At 53.2% G+C, this 16290-nt stretch carries 17 protein-coding genes and 1 riboswitch; of the genes, 6 read left to right on the forward strand and 11 right to left on the reverse strand.

All coding sequences use genetic code 11. The features are described from left to right. Positions 1–3 precede the first annotated feature (3 nt). From purS to KB559_RS16120, 9 genes are all read right to left on the reverse strand, one after another. A complete protein-coding gene (purS, locus tag KB559_RS16080) occupies positions 4–249 on the reverse strand; it encodes a phosphoribosylformylglycinamidine synthase subunit PurS (protein WP_211022952.1) in 246 nt (81 codons plus the stop codon). A gap of 80 nt (positions 250–329) precedes the next feature. Continuing rightward, complete coding sequence (locus tag KB559_RS16085; protein ID WP_211022953.1) at positions 330–1244, reverse strand: phosphoribosylaminoimidazolesuccinocarboxamide synthase; 915 nt, start codon at positions 1242–1244, stop codon at positions 330–332. Between the two features lie 197 nt (positions 1245–1441). Then, positions 1442–2743, reverse strand: a complete 1302-nt coding sequence (gene purB, locus KB559_RS16090) for an adenylosuccinate lyase (RefSeq protein WP_211022954.1) — start codon at positions 2741–2743, stop codon at positions 1442–1444. Beyond that, a complete protein-coding gene (gene purK, locus KB559_RS16095) occupies positions 2740–4029 on the reverse strand; it encodes a 5-(carboxyamino)imidazole ribonucleotide synthase (RefSeq protein ID WP_211022955.1) in 1290 nt (429 codons plus the stop codon). The genes purB and purK overlap by 4 nt, the downstream gene beginning before the upstream one ends. Further along, positions 4026–4532: a 5-(carboxyamino)imidazole ribonucleotide mutase gene (gene purE / locus KB559_RS16100; RefSeq protein WP_211022956.1), complete on the reverse strand. Its 507-nt coding sequence runs from the start codon at positions 4530–4532 to the stop codon at positions 4026–4028. Before purE ends, purK begins: the two co-directional genes overlap by 4 nt. A gap of 302 nt (positions 4533–4834) precedes the next feature. Next, positions 4835–4936, reverse strand: a riboswitch (purine riboswitch). A gap of 1235 nt (positions 4937–6171) precedes the next feature. Continuing rightward, complete coding sequence (locus KB559_RS16105; protein WP_211022957.1) at positions 6172–6606, reverse strand: universal stress protein; 435 nt, start codon at positions 6604–6606, stop codon at positions 6172–6174. Positions 6607–6697: 91 nt separating this feature from the next. Further along, a complete protein-coding gene (locus KB559_RS16110) occupies positions 6698–6961 on the reverse strand; it encodes a DUF1294 domain-containing protein (protein ID WP_211022958.1) in 264 nt (87 codons plus the stop codon). A 109-nt stretch (positions 6962–7070) separates the two neighbouring features. Next, positions 7071–7208: a hypothetical protein gene (locus KB559_RS16115; protein ID WP_211022959.1), complete on the reverse strand. Its 138-nt coding sequence runs from the start codon at positions 7206–7208 to the stop codon at positions 7071–7073. A 70-nt stretch (positions 7209–7278) separates the two neighbouring features. Beyond that, positions 7279–9429 carry a DNA topoisomerase III gene (locus KB559_RS16120; protein WP_211022960.1) on the reverse strand — a complete coding sequence of 717 codons (2151 nt, stop codon included), beginning with the start codon at positions 9427–9429 and terminating at the stop codon, positions 7279–7281. A gap of 361 nt (positions 9430–9790) precedes the next feature. Between KB559_RS16120 and KB559_RS16125 the strand changes: the two genes are divergently transcribed. Next, on the forward strand, positions 9791–10777 hold the full coding sequence (locus KB559_RS16125; protein WP_211022978.1) for a ketoacyl-ACP synthase III: 987 nt from the start codon (positions 9791–9793) through the stop codon (positions 10775–10777). Here KB559_RS16125 and KB559_RS16130 read toward each other — a convergent pair. Continuing rightward, on the reverse strand, positions 10770–11363 hold the full coding sequence (locus KB559_RS16130; protein ID WP_247681875.1) for a hypothetical protein: 594 nt from the start codon (positions 11361–11363) through the stop codon (positions 10770–10772). The two genes, KB559_RS16125 and KB559_RS16130, sit on opposite strands and share 8 nt — an antisense overlap. 283 nt (positions 11364–11646) lie before the next feature. Here KB559_RS16130 and KB559_RS16135 point away from each other — a divergent pair, with 283 nt between their 5' ends. From KB559_RS16135 to KB559_RS16145, 3 genes are read left to right on the forward strand one after another with little or no spacing between them, the layout of a single operon-like run. After that, complete coding sequence (locus tag KB559_RS16135) at positions 11647–12414, forward strand: RNA polymerase sigma factor (protein WP_211022961.1); 768 nt, start codon at positions 11647–11649, stop codon at positions 12412–12414. A gap of 16 nt (positions 12415–12430) precedes the next feature. Then, positions 12431–13420: a hypothetical protein gene (locus KB559_RS16140; protein ID WP_211022962.1), complete on the forward strand. Its 990-nt coding sequence runs from the start codon at positions 12431–12433 to the stop codon at positions 13418–13420. A 42-nt stretch (positions 13421–13462) separates the two neighbouring features. Continuing rightward, positions 13463–13675, forward strand: coding sequence for a hypothetical protein (locus tag KB559_RS16145; RefSeq protein WP_211022963.1), 213 nt, complete (start codon positions 13463–13465; stop codon positions 13673–13675). Between the two features lie 377 nt (positions 13676–14052). On the opposite strand, the gene KB559_RS16150 is transcribed toward KB559_RS16145, so the two are convergent. Further along, positions 14053–14976 carry a DMT family transporter gene (locus KB559_RS16150; RefSeq protein ID WP_211022964.1) on the reverse strand — a complete coding sequence of 308 codons (924 nt, stop codon included), beginning with the start codon at positions 14974–14976 and terminating at the stop codon, positions 14053–14055. 239 nt (positions 14977–15215) lie between these two features. Between KB559_RS16150 and KB559_RS16155 the strand changes: the two genes are divergently transcribed. Then, complete coding sequence (locus KB559_RS16155) at positions 15216–16064, forward strand: sulfurtransferase (RefSeq protein WP_481856466.1); 849 nt, start codon at positions 15216–15218, stop codon at positions 16062–16064. A gap of 111 nt (positions 16065–16175) precedes the next feature. Then, a partial coding sequence (locus tag KB559_RS25485; protein ID WP_306434205.1) for an HTH domain-containing protein occupies positions 16176–16290 on the forward strand: 115 nt, incomplete at its 3' end.

The raw sequence follows: 16290 nt of genomic DNA on the forward strand, positions 1-16290 counted from the left end.
GAATTAGTCCTCCAGTTCAAAGCGGTAATCTTCTACCACCGTATTCGCGAGCAGCTTTTCGCACATGGCCTTAACACGGGCTTCCGCCTCAAAACGGTCGCTGGAATCCAGCTCAATTTCCATATATTTGCCGATCCGTACGCTTTCCACTTCCTTGAAGCCCATGGAATGCATGGCTCCTTGCACGGCTACCCCCTGCGGATCAAGTACGCTTTGCTTAATGGTGACATAAACGCGAGCTTTCATCATATTCCTCGTGTTCCTCCTATTGTTGGTTTGATTTGAGCGGCGCTGCCGCGGATGATCTATAATTGCATAAAAATCACTAATTACTGCAGCTCTTGGCCAGTCAATCGGCTGTAAATAAGGCGATAGCGTCGGGTTGTTTCCTCTACCACTTGAAGCGGCAGCGGATCCGGCTGACTGTTCTTGTCCCAATCCGAGCCGGCCAGATAGGTCCGGACCGGTTCTTTGTCCATGCTGTCGATCTCGATATCGAGACCATAGTTTTCTTTGTCCCAAAAACGGGAAGCATCCGGCGTGAAAATTTCGTCGATCAGAATCAATTTCCCATCGATCAAGCCGAATTCCAGCTTGCAGTCCGCCAAAATAATGCCGCGCTCCTCGCAATAATCGCGAGCGAAGCCATACAGCTCCAGACTCCGGCTGCGCAGCAGTTCCGCCAGATCCGCGCCTACCAGATCCGACATTGCTTCGAATGAAATGTCTTCGTCGTGGCCGACGTCATTTTTGGCCGCTGGAGTGAAAATCGGCTGCTCCAGCTTGCTGTTCTTGCGTAGTCCTTCCGGCAACTTGATGCCGTTGATTTCGCCGCCGGCTTCATATTGCCGCCAGCCGCCGCCGGTAACGTATCCCCGCACGACGCATTCGATATCGATCCGCTCCGCCTTGCGCGTGACCATAACCCGGTTCCGCAGCGCTTCACGGTTCTCCTCCGGTATGACTTCGCCAAGCAGGTTCACGTCCGTATGAATTACATGATTCTCGATCAAATCTTGTGTCAGTTCAAACCAGTAAGCGCTCAAGCGGTTCAGCACATTGCCCTTATCGGGCACGGCCGGATCCAGTACATAATCAAAAGCGGAAATTCGGTCGGTTACCACGATCAGGTAATGCTCTCCCAAATCATAAAGCTCCCGGACCTTGCCTTTGTACAGCAGCGGGGCCTTTACAAGCTCCGCCGCCGTGGAAATGGCCGGTGCCGGTGTAGTAGGCGTTGACATGATTGCCGTCCTCCTTCTTTGGGGCTGCTTTGTTACAAAGCCGCCTCTATTCTCGCTTCTTTTGTCCAGGATCCTCTTTCGGTTCCCGGTTATGCAATAGCGGTAAAAAATATCTATATTCTGTGGAATAACGGTATTTTTTACCGTTATTTGATGGAGGAGCAGCAGGGCTGCCCCCCTATTCAAATTCAAATGCCTTATTGTTCGATCAGGCCCAGCTTGCGGAAAATCGTATCCACATGCTTCAGATGCCAAGCCGGATTAAATGCGTCCTCGATTTCTTCTTTGCTCAAGACGGAAGTGATTTCCGGCGTTTCTTCCACGATGTCGCGGAATTGACGCTGAGTCTCCCATGCCTGCATGGCGCGAGGCTGGACAGTGTCGTAAGCCTGTTCGCGGCTGAAGCCTTTGTCGATCAGCTTCGTCAACACGCGTCCGGAGAACGGAACGCCGAATGTACGGCCCATGTTGCGCTTCATATTTTCCGGGAAAACGGTCAGGTTCTTCACGATATTCCCGAAGCGGTTCAGCATGTAATTCAGCAGCATCGTCGCATCCGGCAAAATGATGCGTTCCACGGAGGAATGCGAGATGTCGCGCTCATGCCACAACGGCACATCCTCGTAAGCCGAAATCATATGGCCGCGGATAACCCGGGAGAGACCGGAGATGTTCTCGCAGCCGATCGGATTGCGCTTGTGCGGCATCGCGGACGAGCCCTTTTGCCCTTTTGCGAAGGCTTCTTCCACTTCACGGAATTCACTCTTTTGCAGCGCACGGATCTCGGTCGCGAACTTGTCGAGCGACGTGGCGATCAGCGCCAGCGTTGCCATGTATTCGGCATGACGATCACGCTGCAGCGTTTGCGTCGAGATCGGAGCCGGACTTGTGCCGAGCTTGCGGCAAACGAATTCTTCCACAAACGGGTCGATGTTCGCATAAGTACCTACGGCCCCCGAAATTTTGCCGAATTGCACGTTATCGGCCGCACGGCGGAAACGCTCCAGATTCCGCTTCATTTCTTCGTGCCACAGCGCCATTTTGAGCCCGAACGTTGTCGGCTCCGCATGAACCCCGTGCGTACGCCCCATCATCGGCGTATCTTTGTAGGCCAACGCTTTTTCACGCAAGATTTCGATAAAGTTGACGATGTCTTTTTCCAGAATTTCATTCGCCTGCTTCAGCAGGTAACCGAGCGCCGTATCGACCACATCGGTCGAAGTCAGCCCGTAGTGCACCCATTTGCGTTCCGCGCCCAGGCTTTCCGAGACGGACCGCGTAAACGCGATAACATCATGGCGGGTTTCCTGCTCGATTTCATAAATCCGGTCGATATCGAAGGACGCGTTCTGACGCAGCAGCGCTACGTCTTCTTTGGGAATAATGCCGAGCTCCGCCCAAGCTTCGCATGCGCAAATTTCAACTTCGAGCCAAGCTTTGAACTTGTTTTCCTCGGTCCAGATCGCTCTCATTTCCGGTCTGCTGTAACGTTCGATCATGAGTTTTGATTCCTCCAAATATTGGTTTGCTGTATAAAATCCAGTCCGTCCCGAACATCCCCACAAAGCAGGTTGATATGTCCCATTTTACGTTTAGGGGCCGAGCCGTTCTTTCCATATAAGTGTACTTTCGGAACCACGTGAAATCCAGTCGCATTACTTGCGGCGCTCGCTCCGGGCGTTAAAGCTGAGTTCGAGTCGCCCAATTCCGGCAACCAGCAATCGGTGGTTACGGCTTCCGTCACCGCATCCAGATGCTCGCCCAGCACATTGACCATAACGACCGGCGTCCGCAACGACGGGTCGCCCAGCGGCAGATTACATATCGCCCGCACATGCTGCTCGAACTGCGAGGTATTGCAGGCTTCCATCGTGTAATGTCCCGAATTATGCGGGCGCGGCGCCAATTCATTGACGTAAAGTTCTCCGTCCCCCGTCAGGAACAGCTCAACCGCGAGCAGCCCGACCGCTTCCATCGACTCCGCGATCCGGGCGGCCAGCCGCTCCGCTTCCCGCAGAATCGGCTCCTCGGCCCGGGCCGGAACGATGGACGCATGCAGAATGTTGTCCACATGAATGTTCTCCGCCACCGGGAAAGTCCGAATTTCGCCGCGCGGGCTGCGCGCCGCAATGACCGACAGTTCCTTCTCGAAAGTAATGAACTGCTCCAGCACCAATTCCGTCCCCGCACGACTCAACTCGGCGTAGGCCGGGCCAATCTCTCCTTCGGAGCGGATGACCCATTGTCCTTTGCCGTCGTAACCGCCGGTGGCCGTTTTAAGAACGGCCGGTATCCCCAGCCGGGCTGCGGCCGCCCGCAAATCTTCCTCGCTGCCGATCTCCGCGTACGGCGCCACTTTGGCGCCCGCCGCTTCAATCGCGCGCTTCTCGCGCAGCCGATGCTGCGTCGTGTAGAGCAATCGGCTGCCTTGCGGCACGTATGACTGCTCTTCCAGCAGCGCGGCTACACCAGCGTCCACGTTCTCGAACTCATACGTGATGACGTCGGCGCGCGTCGCGAGCTCCCGGGCCGCTTCTATGTCGCCGTAACCGGCTACGATTTGCCCGGCAACCTGTCCGCACGGTGACTCCGGCGTCGGATCCAGCGTGACGAAGCGGTAGCCGAGGTTGCTTCCGGCCAGCGCCATCATCCGGCCAAGCTGGCCGCCGCCAAGTACGCCGATCGTCGAGCCCGGCGCGATTACCGCCGCTTGCTTCGCCTTCAGCGCGCTAGGCTCTCCGCCGTTGCTGCCAAGCGCCTGCCCCCGCTGTTCCGCCGCGCTCATTGCTTCTCCGTTTCAAGCACCAGCTCGCTGCTGCTTGCCAGCACCGCATCGCGCTGCCGGTCGCGGCGTTCCTGCAGCCGCCCGGCCAGCTCCGGATCGAACGCGCCAAGCATCTGTGCCGCGAGCAACCCGGCGTTCGTGGCTCCCGCTTTACCGATCGCGACGGTCGCTACCGGGATTCCGCCAGGCATCTGTACGATCGAAAGCAGCGAATCAAGTCCCTTCAGCGCCTTCGACTTAACGGGAACGCCGATGACCGGCAGTAGAGTCTTTGCCGCAACCATTCCTGGTAAATGCGCCGCGCCCCCAGCGCCGGCAATAATAACTTTCAAACCGCGCCGGGCCGCATTCTCCGCGAATTCAAACATGAGATCCGGTGTACGGTGAGCAGATACCACTTGCTTCTCGTAAGGAATTCCCAACTCCTCCAAAACGACGCATGCATGGGACATCGTTTCCCAATCCGATTTACTGCCCATAATTACTGCTACCTGTGCTGACATCGCTATAACCCACTTTCTATGTTTTATCGCGGACCAAAACGTTTTTCACGGCCCGTTTATACACAACCTTCGTTTTCCTTGCAGGCCCCCGGCCCAACAAAAAAGTCCGGGATACCATGAAAATAACATGTATTTTCAAAGCTCCGGACCCGTGTGAATGTGCCGCCTGATCTGCAATTGCCTGACCATGCGCGGTCCAGGCCATCGCTGAATACATTGTCCTAAGGAGCAACCTATTCGAAAGAGGTTGTTCAACAAGCGCCGCTCTAAATCGAGCTGCCCCGCCTACTGAACACGCACTTAACATTGACGCATTCACTCGTAGTCCGAAAATTTACGGTTTTCAGGTAGAAACTTCCGGGCCTTATCCCCGGCTTTATACGAGATAATTATTCAACTGATATTGCGGTTCCCCGCTTCACCTCTAGTGTACCAATCCCGAACAAAGGATGTCAACTAAAACACGAACATTAAAATAATGCCAAAACCGAATGTTCGGCTTTTCCGTAATGTTATAACCGATAGCCTACTATTGGTGCCTGGTAGCTTGTCTTTTTTGCCGACGTATTTGATAAGAGGAGCGGCTGCTTGGGAACGTGAAGCCCCTACTATAGTCGAGGTTGGATTTACCTTGGTGCACAGGGGTAACGTTACTTGCTCCTACTCTACTAACTCTACTCTAACTACTGTACGTGGCTCCCCACACCTGCGTCTGCTAGTGCTACTGCTTTTGCATCTGCTCCTACTTACTCCGCTCTCCTCTTGCTCACGTCTACTTCTGCTCCAACTCTTACTTACCTTTATCTGACGAGCTTGTTCACTCTTACTTACTCTTATTTACTCCTACTTACTCTTACTTACTCTTACTTACTCCTGCTCCTACTCCTACTCCTACTCCTACTCCTACTCCTACTCCTACTCCTACTCCTACTCCTACTCCTACTCCTACTTCTGCTTCCACTCCGGTTTCTACTTCTCCACTATCCTTTTGCTTACTTTACTTCTACTCTTACTCTAACTCCGCTTTTATTCTACGCTTACTTCACTCTTACTCTACTTTTACTCCTGCACCCTGCCCAAATTTCCGACGCCAAGTCTCTTCACATTTCTAACGGACATACGAGCCGCTAAATCACAAAAAACCACCTATTCGCAACGCTAACGGACACAGATGACCTTATTGGCCTCCTTTCGCTCAAAAAGTTACAGATTCCACCAACTTAAGGGCTCTGGTGTCCGTTAAATTCCAAAACCAGCGAATTTGTGATGTTTAAGGGCTCTCCTGTCCGTTAGCGGGACTGGCTGCCAAGGTTGAAGTTGAATTAGCCCCTATTCTGCTCCGCTCCCGTACCCTGCCCAAATTTCCGACGTCAAGCCTCTCCCACATTTCTAACGGACATACGAGCCTCTAAATCCCAAAAAACCGCCTTTTCGCCGCGCTAACGGACACAGATGACCTTATTGGCCTCCTTTCGCTCAAAAAGTGAATGATTCCACCAACTTAAGGGCTCTGGTGTCCGTTAGTTTCCAAAACAAGCGAATTTGTGAGGTTTAAGGGCTCTCATGTCCGTTAGCGGCGGGCGGAGAATACTACAAAAAAAGGAACACCGATCACCGGCGTTCCTTTCAACTCACTTATTTATTTCACAACAAGCACCGGAATCCGGGCATGCTGAACGACATTGTGGCTGACGCTGCCAAGCACGAATTCACGGATGCCGCCAAGACCGCGGCTGCCGATGATGATGATGTCGCTGTCGTGCTTTTTCACATAATCGAGGATCCCTTCCGCAGGAGCTCCCTGGAGCATTTCGACCTTGGCGGTTACGCCGGCCGCTTCGAGCCGGTTCTTCGCTTCCTCAACCGTTTTCTCGGCCAGCTCGTAAAAATCCTGGTTTACCGAAGCAGGAATAGGAGCAAAGCCCTCCGCCACATAAAACCGCGGAAAATCGAACACATGCAGCACCTCAAGCGTCGCTCCAGGCGTGACCTTAACCAGATCGATGGCCTTATCAAGCGCTTTGTTGGAAGCTTTGGAACCGTCATAGGCGGCTACAATTTTAGAAAATAACATAGGAACGCACCCCTCTTCTCTAAAAGTATGTACACCATTAAACGTTCGAAACTCAGTATGAAACGAATAAAGCTGCAATGACGGAAGGCCGTCAGGTCAAAAAATAACCGTAAAGCACGGCATTGAGCAGCAGGAGCAGCGGCACCCCGATACGGAAACTGGCATGCTTCGTCTTATGACGTTTCATGTTCATCGCCAGCAGTATACCCAGCGCTCCGCCGATAGCGGCAAGCAAGAACAGTGTCTTCTCGGGAATCCGTTCTTTCCTCTGCCTGGCCCGCCGCTTGTCGTCGGACATCACGATATAGGCCACGAAATTGATAAAAATAAACCAGATCAAAAGCCCTAACCGCATATCTTCCGCCTCCTCGCGCCCGGCCTTACAGGCATTCGCCTTCCTGACTCCATTATACTCCTATCTCTTTCAATTAAAAAGCTCCCCTCGCGGGGAGCACTGCATGCCCTCAGGACTCCTGCTTCGGAATTTCGTTCAGGCTTGGCGGGTATTCCGCCTGCTTCTTGGGCTTTAGCGAAATGCTTTCCTCCAAGATACTGGATTTGTTCTGCCGGTTCTGGGTCTTCTCAGCTTTGTTGTGCGGCATAAGATCACCTCCCGGCTTTAGCATCCCGAGCGTATTTACCTTTTATTCGAAAAAAAGATATCTCGGAGGGTTAATCGCCTTTTTTCTCCAAAGCCGCTTTAAGCAGCTCGCCTAAATTGGAACCGAGTGTTTCCTGCTTGGCGTACTGCTTCACAAGCTTTTGCTGCTCCCGCTTGTTCACGTGCTTGGAATCTTTATTCACCGTTTCCGTGATGCCGCAAGGTAGGCACTGAACATACAACCCGGCCTTGCCTTCTTTCATCTCCATCTTCTTGTGGCACTGCGGGCAGCGTCGGTTAGAGAGCCTTTTCTCTCCGGAACGCCGGTATCCGCAATCTTCACTCGGACAGATCAGCATCAGGCCGCGTTTCGATTTTTTCTCCAGCAGCCGGGTTCCGCAATCCGGACAATGGCTGTTCGAAACGTTATGGGGTTTGTACGAAGCCTCGCTGTTCTTGACCCCGCGTACCAAGACTTCGGCCATTTCCCGAATTCCGCCTAGAAAAGGCTCCGGCTTGCCTTGTCCGCGAGCGATGCGCTCCAGCTCGGACTCCCACTTCGCCGTTAATTCCGGCGACCGGAGATCGGCTGGGGCCAGCTCGATCAATTGCTTGCCCTTACCCGTAGGATGCAGGCTGGAACCCTGGCGGTCGATCGTATCGGAGCTGACCAGCTTCTCGATAATGTCCGCCCGAGTCGCCGGCGTGCCAAGGCCGTGCTTCTCCATCTGCGTCAACAATGCCGCCTCCGTATAGCGCTTCGGCGGTTGCGTCCGTCCGCTCTGGATCCGGCAGCGCTTGACCGTCACGGTCTCGCCTTCCTTCAGCTCCGGCAACGTAGCCCCCGTGCCTACGCCCCGATCTTCCCGGTCTTCCCCGTTCTCGTTCTCATCGTCGTCCGACTCATCGAACGCCTGCCCGTCATAAACGGCTCTCCAGCCGCTGTCCTTCACGGTAACGCCTTTGGCGTGCAGCTTCTCTCCATCGACCTCCAGGACGACAGCAACGCTGTCGAACCGGGCCGCCGGATAGAACAGGCTGATAAAACGCCGTACGATCAAATCATACAGCTTGCGTTCCTCTGTATTTAAGGCATTCAATATGACTGTTTGCTCCGTCGGAATAATGGCATGATGATCGCTAACCTTGCTGTCATCTACTACCCGTTTGCTAACCGGCAGCGGCTTCCGCAGCAACGGTCTCGCTAACGATGCATATGGCCCGATGGCAACGCTGGTCAAGCGCTCCTTCAGCGTGTCGACCATATCGGAAGTCAGATAACGCGAGTCCGTACGCGGATATGTGACCAGCTTGTGCTGCTCATACAAGCGCTGGAGCACATTCGATGTCTGCTTCGCGGAAAAGCCCAGCATCCGGTTTGCATCCCGCTGCAGCTCAGTCAGGTCGTAAGCCTGCGGATGCGGCACCTGCTTCTCGCTCTTGTTCAGCTTGATGATCTTGCCGCTTCGTCCCTCCAGCTTACGCTGCAGTCCAGCCGCTTTATCCGCGTCAAAAATACGCGAATCCCCGCCGTTACCGCGCCATACGGCTTCGAAAGAGCCCAAATCGGCGCGAAGCACCTGATATTCCTCCGACTGGAACGACAAAATCTCGCGTTCGCGCTGCATGATCATGCCCAGCGTAGGCGTCTGAACGCGTCCGGCCGACAGCGGAGCGCCGAACTTGCAAGTCAGCGCCCGCGTCACGTTCAAGCCGATCATCCAGTCGGCCTCGGCCCGGCAGCGCGCCGAATGATACAGCCGGTCAAATTGCCCGCCCGGCTTCAAGGAAGCGAAGCCTTCTTTGATAGCTTTGTCGGTCTGCGAAGAGATCCACAGCCGCTTGAACGGCTTGTTCCATTTCGCCATATCCATGATCCATCTCGCGAGCAATTCGCCTTCCCGCGCGGCATCCGTCGCCACGATCAGCTCGCCGATGTCCTGGCGGCGCATCAACTGCTGCACCGCTTTATACTGATGACTGCTCTCGCGCAGCACTTTCAGCTTCATTTTCCCCGGAAGAATCGGAAGATCCTCCAACGACCAGGTTCCGAACTTGCCATCGTAATCCTCGGGTTCGGCCAGACCGACCAAATGTCCAAGAGCCCAGGTCACGACATATTTCGGCCCCTCAAAATGTCCCTTATGCTTATCGCGGCTTCCCATCACCCGGGCAATTTCCCTTGCCACGGACGGTTTTTCCGCCAACACCAACGTTTTCATAAATGTAATCCTGCACTCCTTTCCTTGCCTCCCCTCATTATATCATCCTCCCGGCCTCTCCGCTCCCGACTGTCCAGTCGGCTTTGCCAACGCATATTTCCCTCCAGAAACCCGCTTATGTAAGGGTCCGATCTCGCATGTTTTTCATCATTTTCACATAGAGAACAGGAATGAGGTGCAATAATAACCTAATCCTCTGAATTTCCTTTCAAATACTACAGTAACGTGTAATAGAATTTATGGAGCAAGTTTCCACATTTGCCGCTTGGAAATTAAACAAATTGCTGTTACAATCTAAACTAATACCTGGTATTAGTACCTGATGCTAAATTTAAGAATAAAGGAGTGACTCGCCGTGACCTTGTCTTCTAAAGCTCGGATTACCGCAATCGGCACGTATGTACCCGAACGAATTCTTACCAACGAGGATCTGGAAAAGCTCGTCGAAACGAGCGACGCATGGATTGTGCAGCGAACCGGCATCAAAGAACGGCATATTTCCGCTGAGGATGAGTTCACCTCGGATTTATGCATCCGGGCCGCAGAAAATTTGCGCGACACTTTTAAGGTTAGCCTGGATGATGTCGATTTGATTATCGTATCAACGACAACTCCCGATTACTCCTTCCCCACGGTTTCCTGCCGGATCCAAAAGCATTTCGGAATGGAACATGCCGGAGCCGTCGATCTGAACGCCACCTGTGCCGGCTTCACCTATGGGCTTCATATGGCAAACGGAATGATCAGCTCGGGCCTTCATAAAAAAGTGCTGGTCTTCGGCGGAGAAACGATGTCCAAAATTACCGACTACACCGACCGCAGCACCTGTATCCTGTTCGGGGACGGTGCCGGAGCCGTCCTGGTGGAATATGACCCTGACCACCCGAGTTTCGAGTCGGTCTTGATGGGGACCCAAGGGAGCGGCGGCATTCATGTATACCGTTCAGGTCTCTCGACGCAAATGGATGGCAATGCCCTTGCGGGCGATGGCCGGATCGTTCAGAACGGACCCGAAGTATTCAAATGGGCCGTCCGTACCGTTTCTTCGGGTATCGAACGTCTGCTTGGGCAGGCCGGACTCACCTTGGACGATATCGATTGGTTTGCGCCGCACAGCGCAAATTTAAGGATGATTGAATCGATCTGCGAGAAATCAGGCATTCCTTTGGGCAAAACGCTGCAGAGCGTACAAGACATGGGCAACACATCGTCCGCCTCGATCCCGCTCGCCCTGCAGTCCGGAATTCGGGCCAATCAATTAAGTCCCGGCGACCGGGTCCTGCTCTATGGATTCGGCAGCGGATTGACTCATTGCGGAATGATAATCCGCTGGAATCTAATCAGTTAAACTCCCGGAACAATAAGAGCGAATACACATATTTGCTGGAAGGATACTTGAAACTCAGTACCAATCCCGCATCTTCAATCCTTATCGACTTCAACGCGTTCGTCTTCACTCTGCATCGCACCAGGCTGGCGGCGGCCCGCCCGTCATTTTTGGAGATCGCCCGGGCAAGCGCTCTGGCATATGGCGGCCCGCAAGCGATTGTCCCAAAAAAGGGAATCAGCGCCCGGGCCATCAGCCGGTGTATACCCGCATTGAAATGAAACTGCACCTTCCCCGGCGGAATTGTGATTCCGCAGGAATAATAGGATCCCGGCGCCGGAAAAGAAATAAAATAGCCGATCCCGTTCGTACCCATACCGCGGCGGGAGAGACTTGGCGCTACCGCGCCCAGCAGCTTCTGCATTCCATCCAAATCAGCCCTGACGACAGCCCGGCTCCAGGCCGAGGCAAAACCGCGGCTCCGCGCCACCACCCTATAGAACGGCAGCATCTCGGCCGCTATTCGCCGCAAAAGCCCCGCTGTCGGAAGCTGTCCCACACGCCCCCGGCGAAGGGTTCTCCTTTTGTTCCCTTTACGTTCCGACATATACGATCCTCTCCTCGTGGAAGACATGAACTTCCAATCAAATCGCTTTTCATTATTAATGCATCGTATGCAATCGCCCGTATTAGCGGGTGGGCTTAGGCTAATTATCCAATTAACAAAAAGTCCGCATAAGGAACTCTCAGTGAAAGTTTTGGACGTTTATGTTATCGTTTTGGACAGATGTATTAAATTTACGGAAATATGGTAAGATTTCTCTTCCATTTGGCATCTATAGAAAAGACACGAATCGTACCTACGTTATTTTGTACTCAGAGGTGAGCAGGTGTACACGGAGAGACTGTTGCAGCATTCGGAAGTAACGGAGACGGATGCGGATGCAGATGCGGTCCTGAATATGAAGGATGAAGAGCTTGTCAATCATGCACGCACCGGCAGCCGGGAAGCTTTCGGAGAATTGGTGCGACGCCACCGGGAACGTGCTCTGGGCTGGGCCTCTTCGATAACACAAGATGGCCAGTTGGCGGAGGATATTGTTCAGGAGGCTTTAATTTCCGCATTTTTGCGAATTGAGACGCTAATGGAGCCGGGAAGGTTTAGACACTGGCTTCAGACGATCGTTCGCAATCAAGCCATGATGAAGCTTCGAAGAGGCGGACCCGGCGGCAAAGAGAGCTCCTTTTCCGCTCTGGAAGCCCGACATTCGGAAAGTTACCGTTCGGATATTGGCTCCGGGCTGGAGCACTTATTGTTTCGAATATCAGCAAGACTGGACGAAGAACGCAGCCTGGATCAGGATCCACAGACGCGATTGTTGCGCAAGGACATGTACATGGGTCTTTATCAGTTGCTTCGCTGCCTTCCTGCCAAAGAACGCGCGATTTTCGAAGCTCATGTGTTCCGGGAACTGTCGCCAAGTGAAATTTCAGAAGTACTGGGCGTTTCCCCAGGCTCCGTGTATACTTCAATCTCCCGCTCGCGTAAAAAATTGCAAAGAGAACGGATTCGTGTTTATTTTCAGGGATTTGCACAGGAAAAAAAGCAATCCGGCAGTTGTACCCGCCGGGTTCTTGCGCCCCCGATACCTATGTGAGGAGATGATCTAAGAAATGATAGAACGCTCATGGGAAAAAACGTATACCGCCGCAGCGCAATCCATTTATGCAGCAATACAGTATACGGACAAGAAGGAAGGATTTTCACTCGTAGATATTATGGGCCTGTCGAGTCATGCCTTTCGCATTAATATTCATCCTGGCGATGTGAGTCCTGCTGGACCCACGATGTTCTCTCCGACCGAGCTGCTGGAAAAAGGACTCGGCCTTCTCGGTTTCAGCTGTGAGCAATTGCATGGATTCCAAACCCCTGCACCCCCGGAAAAGCTGGAAGAGGCAGTCAGGTTTGCGCAGGAATCGATCGACCGAGGAATCCCGGTTATAGGCTGGAGTTTATTTATTCCCGAATTCGGTATTATCTACGGTTATGACGATGAAAAGCAGGAGTTGTATTGCAAAGATCCGTCCCATGACGGACCTCTGCCCTACTCAAAATTAAATGAACTTCCCTTGAACTTTGTGTTTATGTTGCGGCTTCGCAATTCCTTCCCTGTTGATCCGGCTCAGGTCTTGAATACGGCTCTTGGGAACATCATACAATTCGCCAGGGAGGAAGCGCCGACCCTATCCAAAGAATACCGGCACGGAATATCCGGGTATGATGCCTGGATACAAGCCTTCCAGAACTGTTCGGTGAATCCGTTCGGCAACGCCTATAATGCGGAAGTAGTTGGCGATGCCAGGGAATTTGCGGTACAATTTTTGAAGTCACTCCCTGACAAGTATATGGCCGACTCCGACTCCAAAGAGGAGCTTATTAAGCTATCCGGACAGGCAGCACACTATTACGAGAAGGTAGCGGGGATTTTCCGGGAGTTTCAGAATTTGTTCCCCCACCCACACGGCGGCGAGCCGAATGATCCGAAACAAGCCGAGGAAGCCATTCGCTTGCTTGAACTGGCGAAACAGTATGAAGTTTCGGGTATTGCCGTTCTTGAACAAATCCATGCCAAGCTTAACCGGAAAGAAATCCCGACTACATAATAATTATTAGACAACCAAAATTCAAAGGAGATTTCAAACGCCGTGCCAACGATAAGACGACTTTTGACCGAACAGGATTTCCAGGAAGCGATGGACCGGCAGCTTCGCATCCGCGTTTTCCGTAATGACCATATGGTCGACAACAACACCCATATCATCCGGTTTACCGACGATACCATCATCACGCAAACCGGGGTCAGCGAATTAACGTATCATCCCCGCCGGGACAGCCAGTTTTTTGAGCTGAGAAAATAAAATCGGAGCCTGATCGGCTCCATATAAAGAAATGAAGTGTCGAAAAGTCCCATGGACTTTCTCGACACTCTTGGACGCCTTGCGGCGTCTTTTTTCTGCATATTTGCTTTAGTTGCCCCTTGCTTTCCGCTCCCTGCCCCGCACCATGCAGCTGACGAATAATAACGGACTTTTGAGGTCTTATTTTCACAAAAAATAGCCGTCCATTGAAAATAAGGGACTTTCGGGCTCTTATTTTGCCAAAACAATGCGAAAAGCCGGAAGTTTAGCAAGACTTGAAGAAATAAGGACCAAGAAATCTCTTATTTCTCACTCAGAGCCTAAATTTGCAAAAATAGCGCCCAAAAGGTCCTCTATTTTGTAGCGGGAGCATAGTACTATGCAGATTCTTTAAGCGAACTTAGTTCCGGCTCGGCCTCAGAGGTTTCTTTTCCGTAGCGGATAAAGATCCATACCCCGCCCAAAATAGCGACTCCCGCAATCAGCTGCACACCGGTCAAGCTTTCTTTAAGCAGCAACCAGGCCAGCAACGAAGCAAATACCGGTTCGCCAAGAACCGCCATCGAAACGGCGGAAGCGCTGATGAACTTCATCAGCCAATTGAACAAATAATGCCCGAACAAGGTCGGGACGATGGCAAGCAGCAGGTAAATCCCCCACTCCCTCGGAGCGTATCCTGTAAAAGCAAATCCGCGAACCGCGTTATAACCCGCAAGCATTGTTGCCGCGGTGAAGAATACCCAGAAATTGTAGACAAAGGCGCTCATATTTTTAAGAAGCTGTTTGCCGGCAAGCATATGGACCGCAACCGCAATCGTTCCCAGCAGGGAAAGCAGATCACCTTGCAGCGCTGTGCCCGACAATTTGAAGTCACCCGATCCGATCGCCACTGAGCCGGCCAGAGCCACCCCCATGCCGATCAGCATGGGGCGGTTGATTTTTACGCCGAATAATAAGAAAGAACCGAGCATTACGAGAATGGGCTCCAGCGTAAGAATGACTGTCGAGCTCGCCACGGTAGTCAAACGAAGTGAACTCATCCACAGCAGGAAGTGAAGCCCGAGCATCGCCCCGGATAACAACAATCCCTTCCATTGTCTGGAGGTCAAGCTTAACATCTCGCCCCGGTATTTCCACGCTAATGGAAGCATCAGCAAGTTCGTCAGGTACAGACGATACATAGCGACGATGGATACTTCCGCGTTTGACCAGCGAACGAAGATCGAAGAGAACGAGATCGCAATAATGCCTATGATATATAGAAGCTCGTATGAGACGGATGACTTGGATTTCATGTTCATGATGCTGCTGCTCCCCTGCTTCAATAATAGTAGTGTCGATAGATTCCGGTAAGCCGTCCCTAATTATAGACGATTGCTGCGGGTTCCTTCAATGGAAATATAAAAGCCGTCGATCTGCTGGAGTAACACGATCAACCTTTGCTTTGAACCGTCCCGTACGGTGTGCTACATTGAAGATATCCGCGGGGATTGCCCGCTTGCTCAGGGACTTTAAGATAAAGGAGAACTCATATATGAACATCAATCCTATTGTATCGCCAAAATGGCTGCTCGCCCGGATGTACGAGCCGGACCTCGTTATTGTGGACTGCCGCTTCGTGCTCGGAAACCCGGAAACGGGCAAGGCCGCTTATGCCGTCTCTCATATTTTCGGTGCCGTATTCCTTGATATCGAAGATGACCTCTCGGCACCCGTCGGAACGCACGGCGGACGGCACCCTTTGCCGGAGCCGCAGGAGCTCGCCGCCCGCCTGGGACGCGCGGGCATCAGCAACGCCACCCGGGTCGTGGCCTACGACGACCAGGGCGGCTTATATGCAGCGCGGCTATGGTGGCTGCTGCGCTGGCTGGGCCATGACGACGTGTACGTCATGGACGAAGGCTTCGCCGCCTGGCAGGCCGGCGGCTTCCCCGTGACCGACGCGACGCGCACCGTGGTGCCGGCGTCGTTTGTCCCGGACGTCCGCGGCGACATGCTCGCGGACGTCGGCGAGGTCCGCCGGGCGCTCGGCGATCCCGGCGTCCTGCTGGTGGACTCCCGCGACGCTTCGCGGTACGCGGGAGAACAAGAACCGATTGACGCTAAGGCCGGGCATATTCCCGGCGCGATCAATCGGTTCTGGAAGGGCGTGCTGGATGACCAGGGGGCCTGGCTTGCGGAGCCGCAGCTCCGCGAGCAGCTAGCCCCGGTCATCCGGGCGCTCGACGATGGCCGAAAAGCCATCGTCTACTGCGGCTCCGGCGTCAGCGCCTGCCCGAACGTGCTGGCGCTGCACCGGCTGGGCTACCCGCAGGCGAAGCTCTATGCAGGCAGCTGGAGCGACTGGATTAGCTATGAGGAGAATCCGGTGGCGACTGGAGAAGAATAAAAAGAAGAACCCGCGTTGTAAACTGGTACCCATAGTTTGGACACTTTGAAAAAAGGTGTTCAGGCTGTGGGTACCTTTTTGTATACTGGAATAAGCATCGGGGGGGATTGCATGAGCAAGAAGAGATTTACCGAAGAGGACCGTGAGGTCCTATCACAAAACAAGTACGTGGTGAATGTAAGTGCGAAGGCCATAACTTATTCAGATGAATTTAAGCAGCTTTTCA

Origin of the sequence: Paenibacillus sp. Marseille-P2973, from assembly GCF_018101095.1 — a bacterium.
Lineage (GTDB): Bacteria > Bacillota > Bacilli > Paenibacillales > Paenibacillaceae > Fontibacillus > Fontibacillus vini.

Coding starts and splice junctions, on each gene's coding strand:
- KB559_RS16140 (WP_211022962.1), top strand. CDS start 12,431: ATGATAGAACGCTCATGGGAAAAAACGTATACCGCCGCAGCGCAATCC.
- KB559_RS16130 (WP_247681875.1), bottom strand. CDS start 11,363: ATGTCGGAACGTAAAGGGAACAAAAGGAGAACCCTTCGCCGGGGGCGT.
- KB559_RS16085 (WP_211022953.1), bottom strand. CDS start 1,244: ATGTCAACGCCTACTACACCGGCACCGGCCATTTCCACGGCGGCGGAG.
- purE (WP_211022956.1), bottom strand. CDS start 4,532: ATGTCAGCACAGGTAGCAGTAATTATGGGCAGTAAATCGGATTGGGAA.
- KB559_RS16115 (WP_211022959.1), bottom strand. CDS start 7,208: ATGCCGCACAACAAAGCTGAGAAGACCCAGAACCGGCAGAACAAATCC.
- KB559_RS16110 (WP_211022958.1), bottom strand. CDS start 6,961: ATGCGGTTAGGGCTTTTGATCTGGTTTATTTTTATCAATTTCGTGGCC.
- KB559_RS16105 (WP_211022957.1), bottom strand. CDS start 6,606: ATGTTATTTTCTAAAATTGTAGCCGCCTATGACGGTTCCAAAGCTTCC.
- KB559_RS16120 (WP_211022960.1), bottom strand. CDS start 9,429: ATGAAAACGTTGGTGTTGGCGGAAAAACCGTCCGTGGCAAGGGAAATT.
- purS (WP_211022952.1), bottom strand. CDS start 249: ATGATGAAAGCTCGCGTTTATGTCACCATTAAGCAAAGCGTACTTGAT.
- purB (WP_211022954.1), bottom strand. CDS start 2,743: ATGATCGAACGTTACAGCAGACCGGAAATGAGAGCGATCTGGACCGAG.
- purK (WP_211022955.1), bottom strand. CDS start 4,029: ATGAGCGCGGCGGAACAGCGGGGGCAGGCGCTTGGCAGCAACGGCGGA.
- KB559_RS16150 (WP_211022964.1), bottom strand. CDS start 14,976: ATGAACATGAAATCCAAGTCATCCGTCTCATACGAGCTTCTATATATC.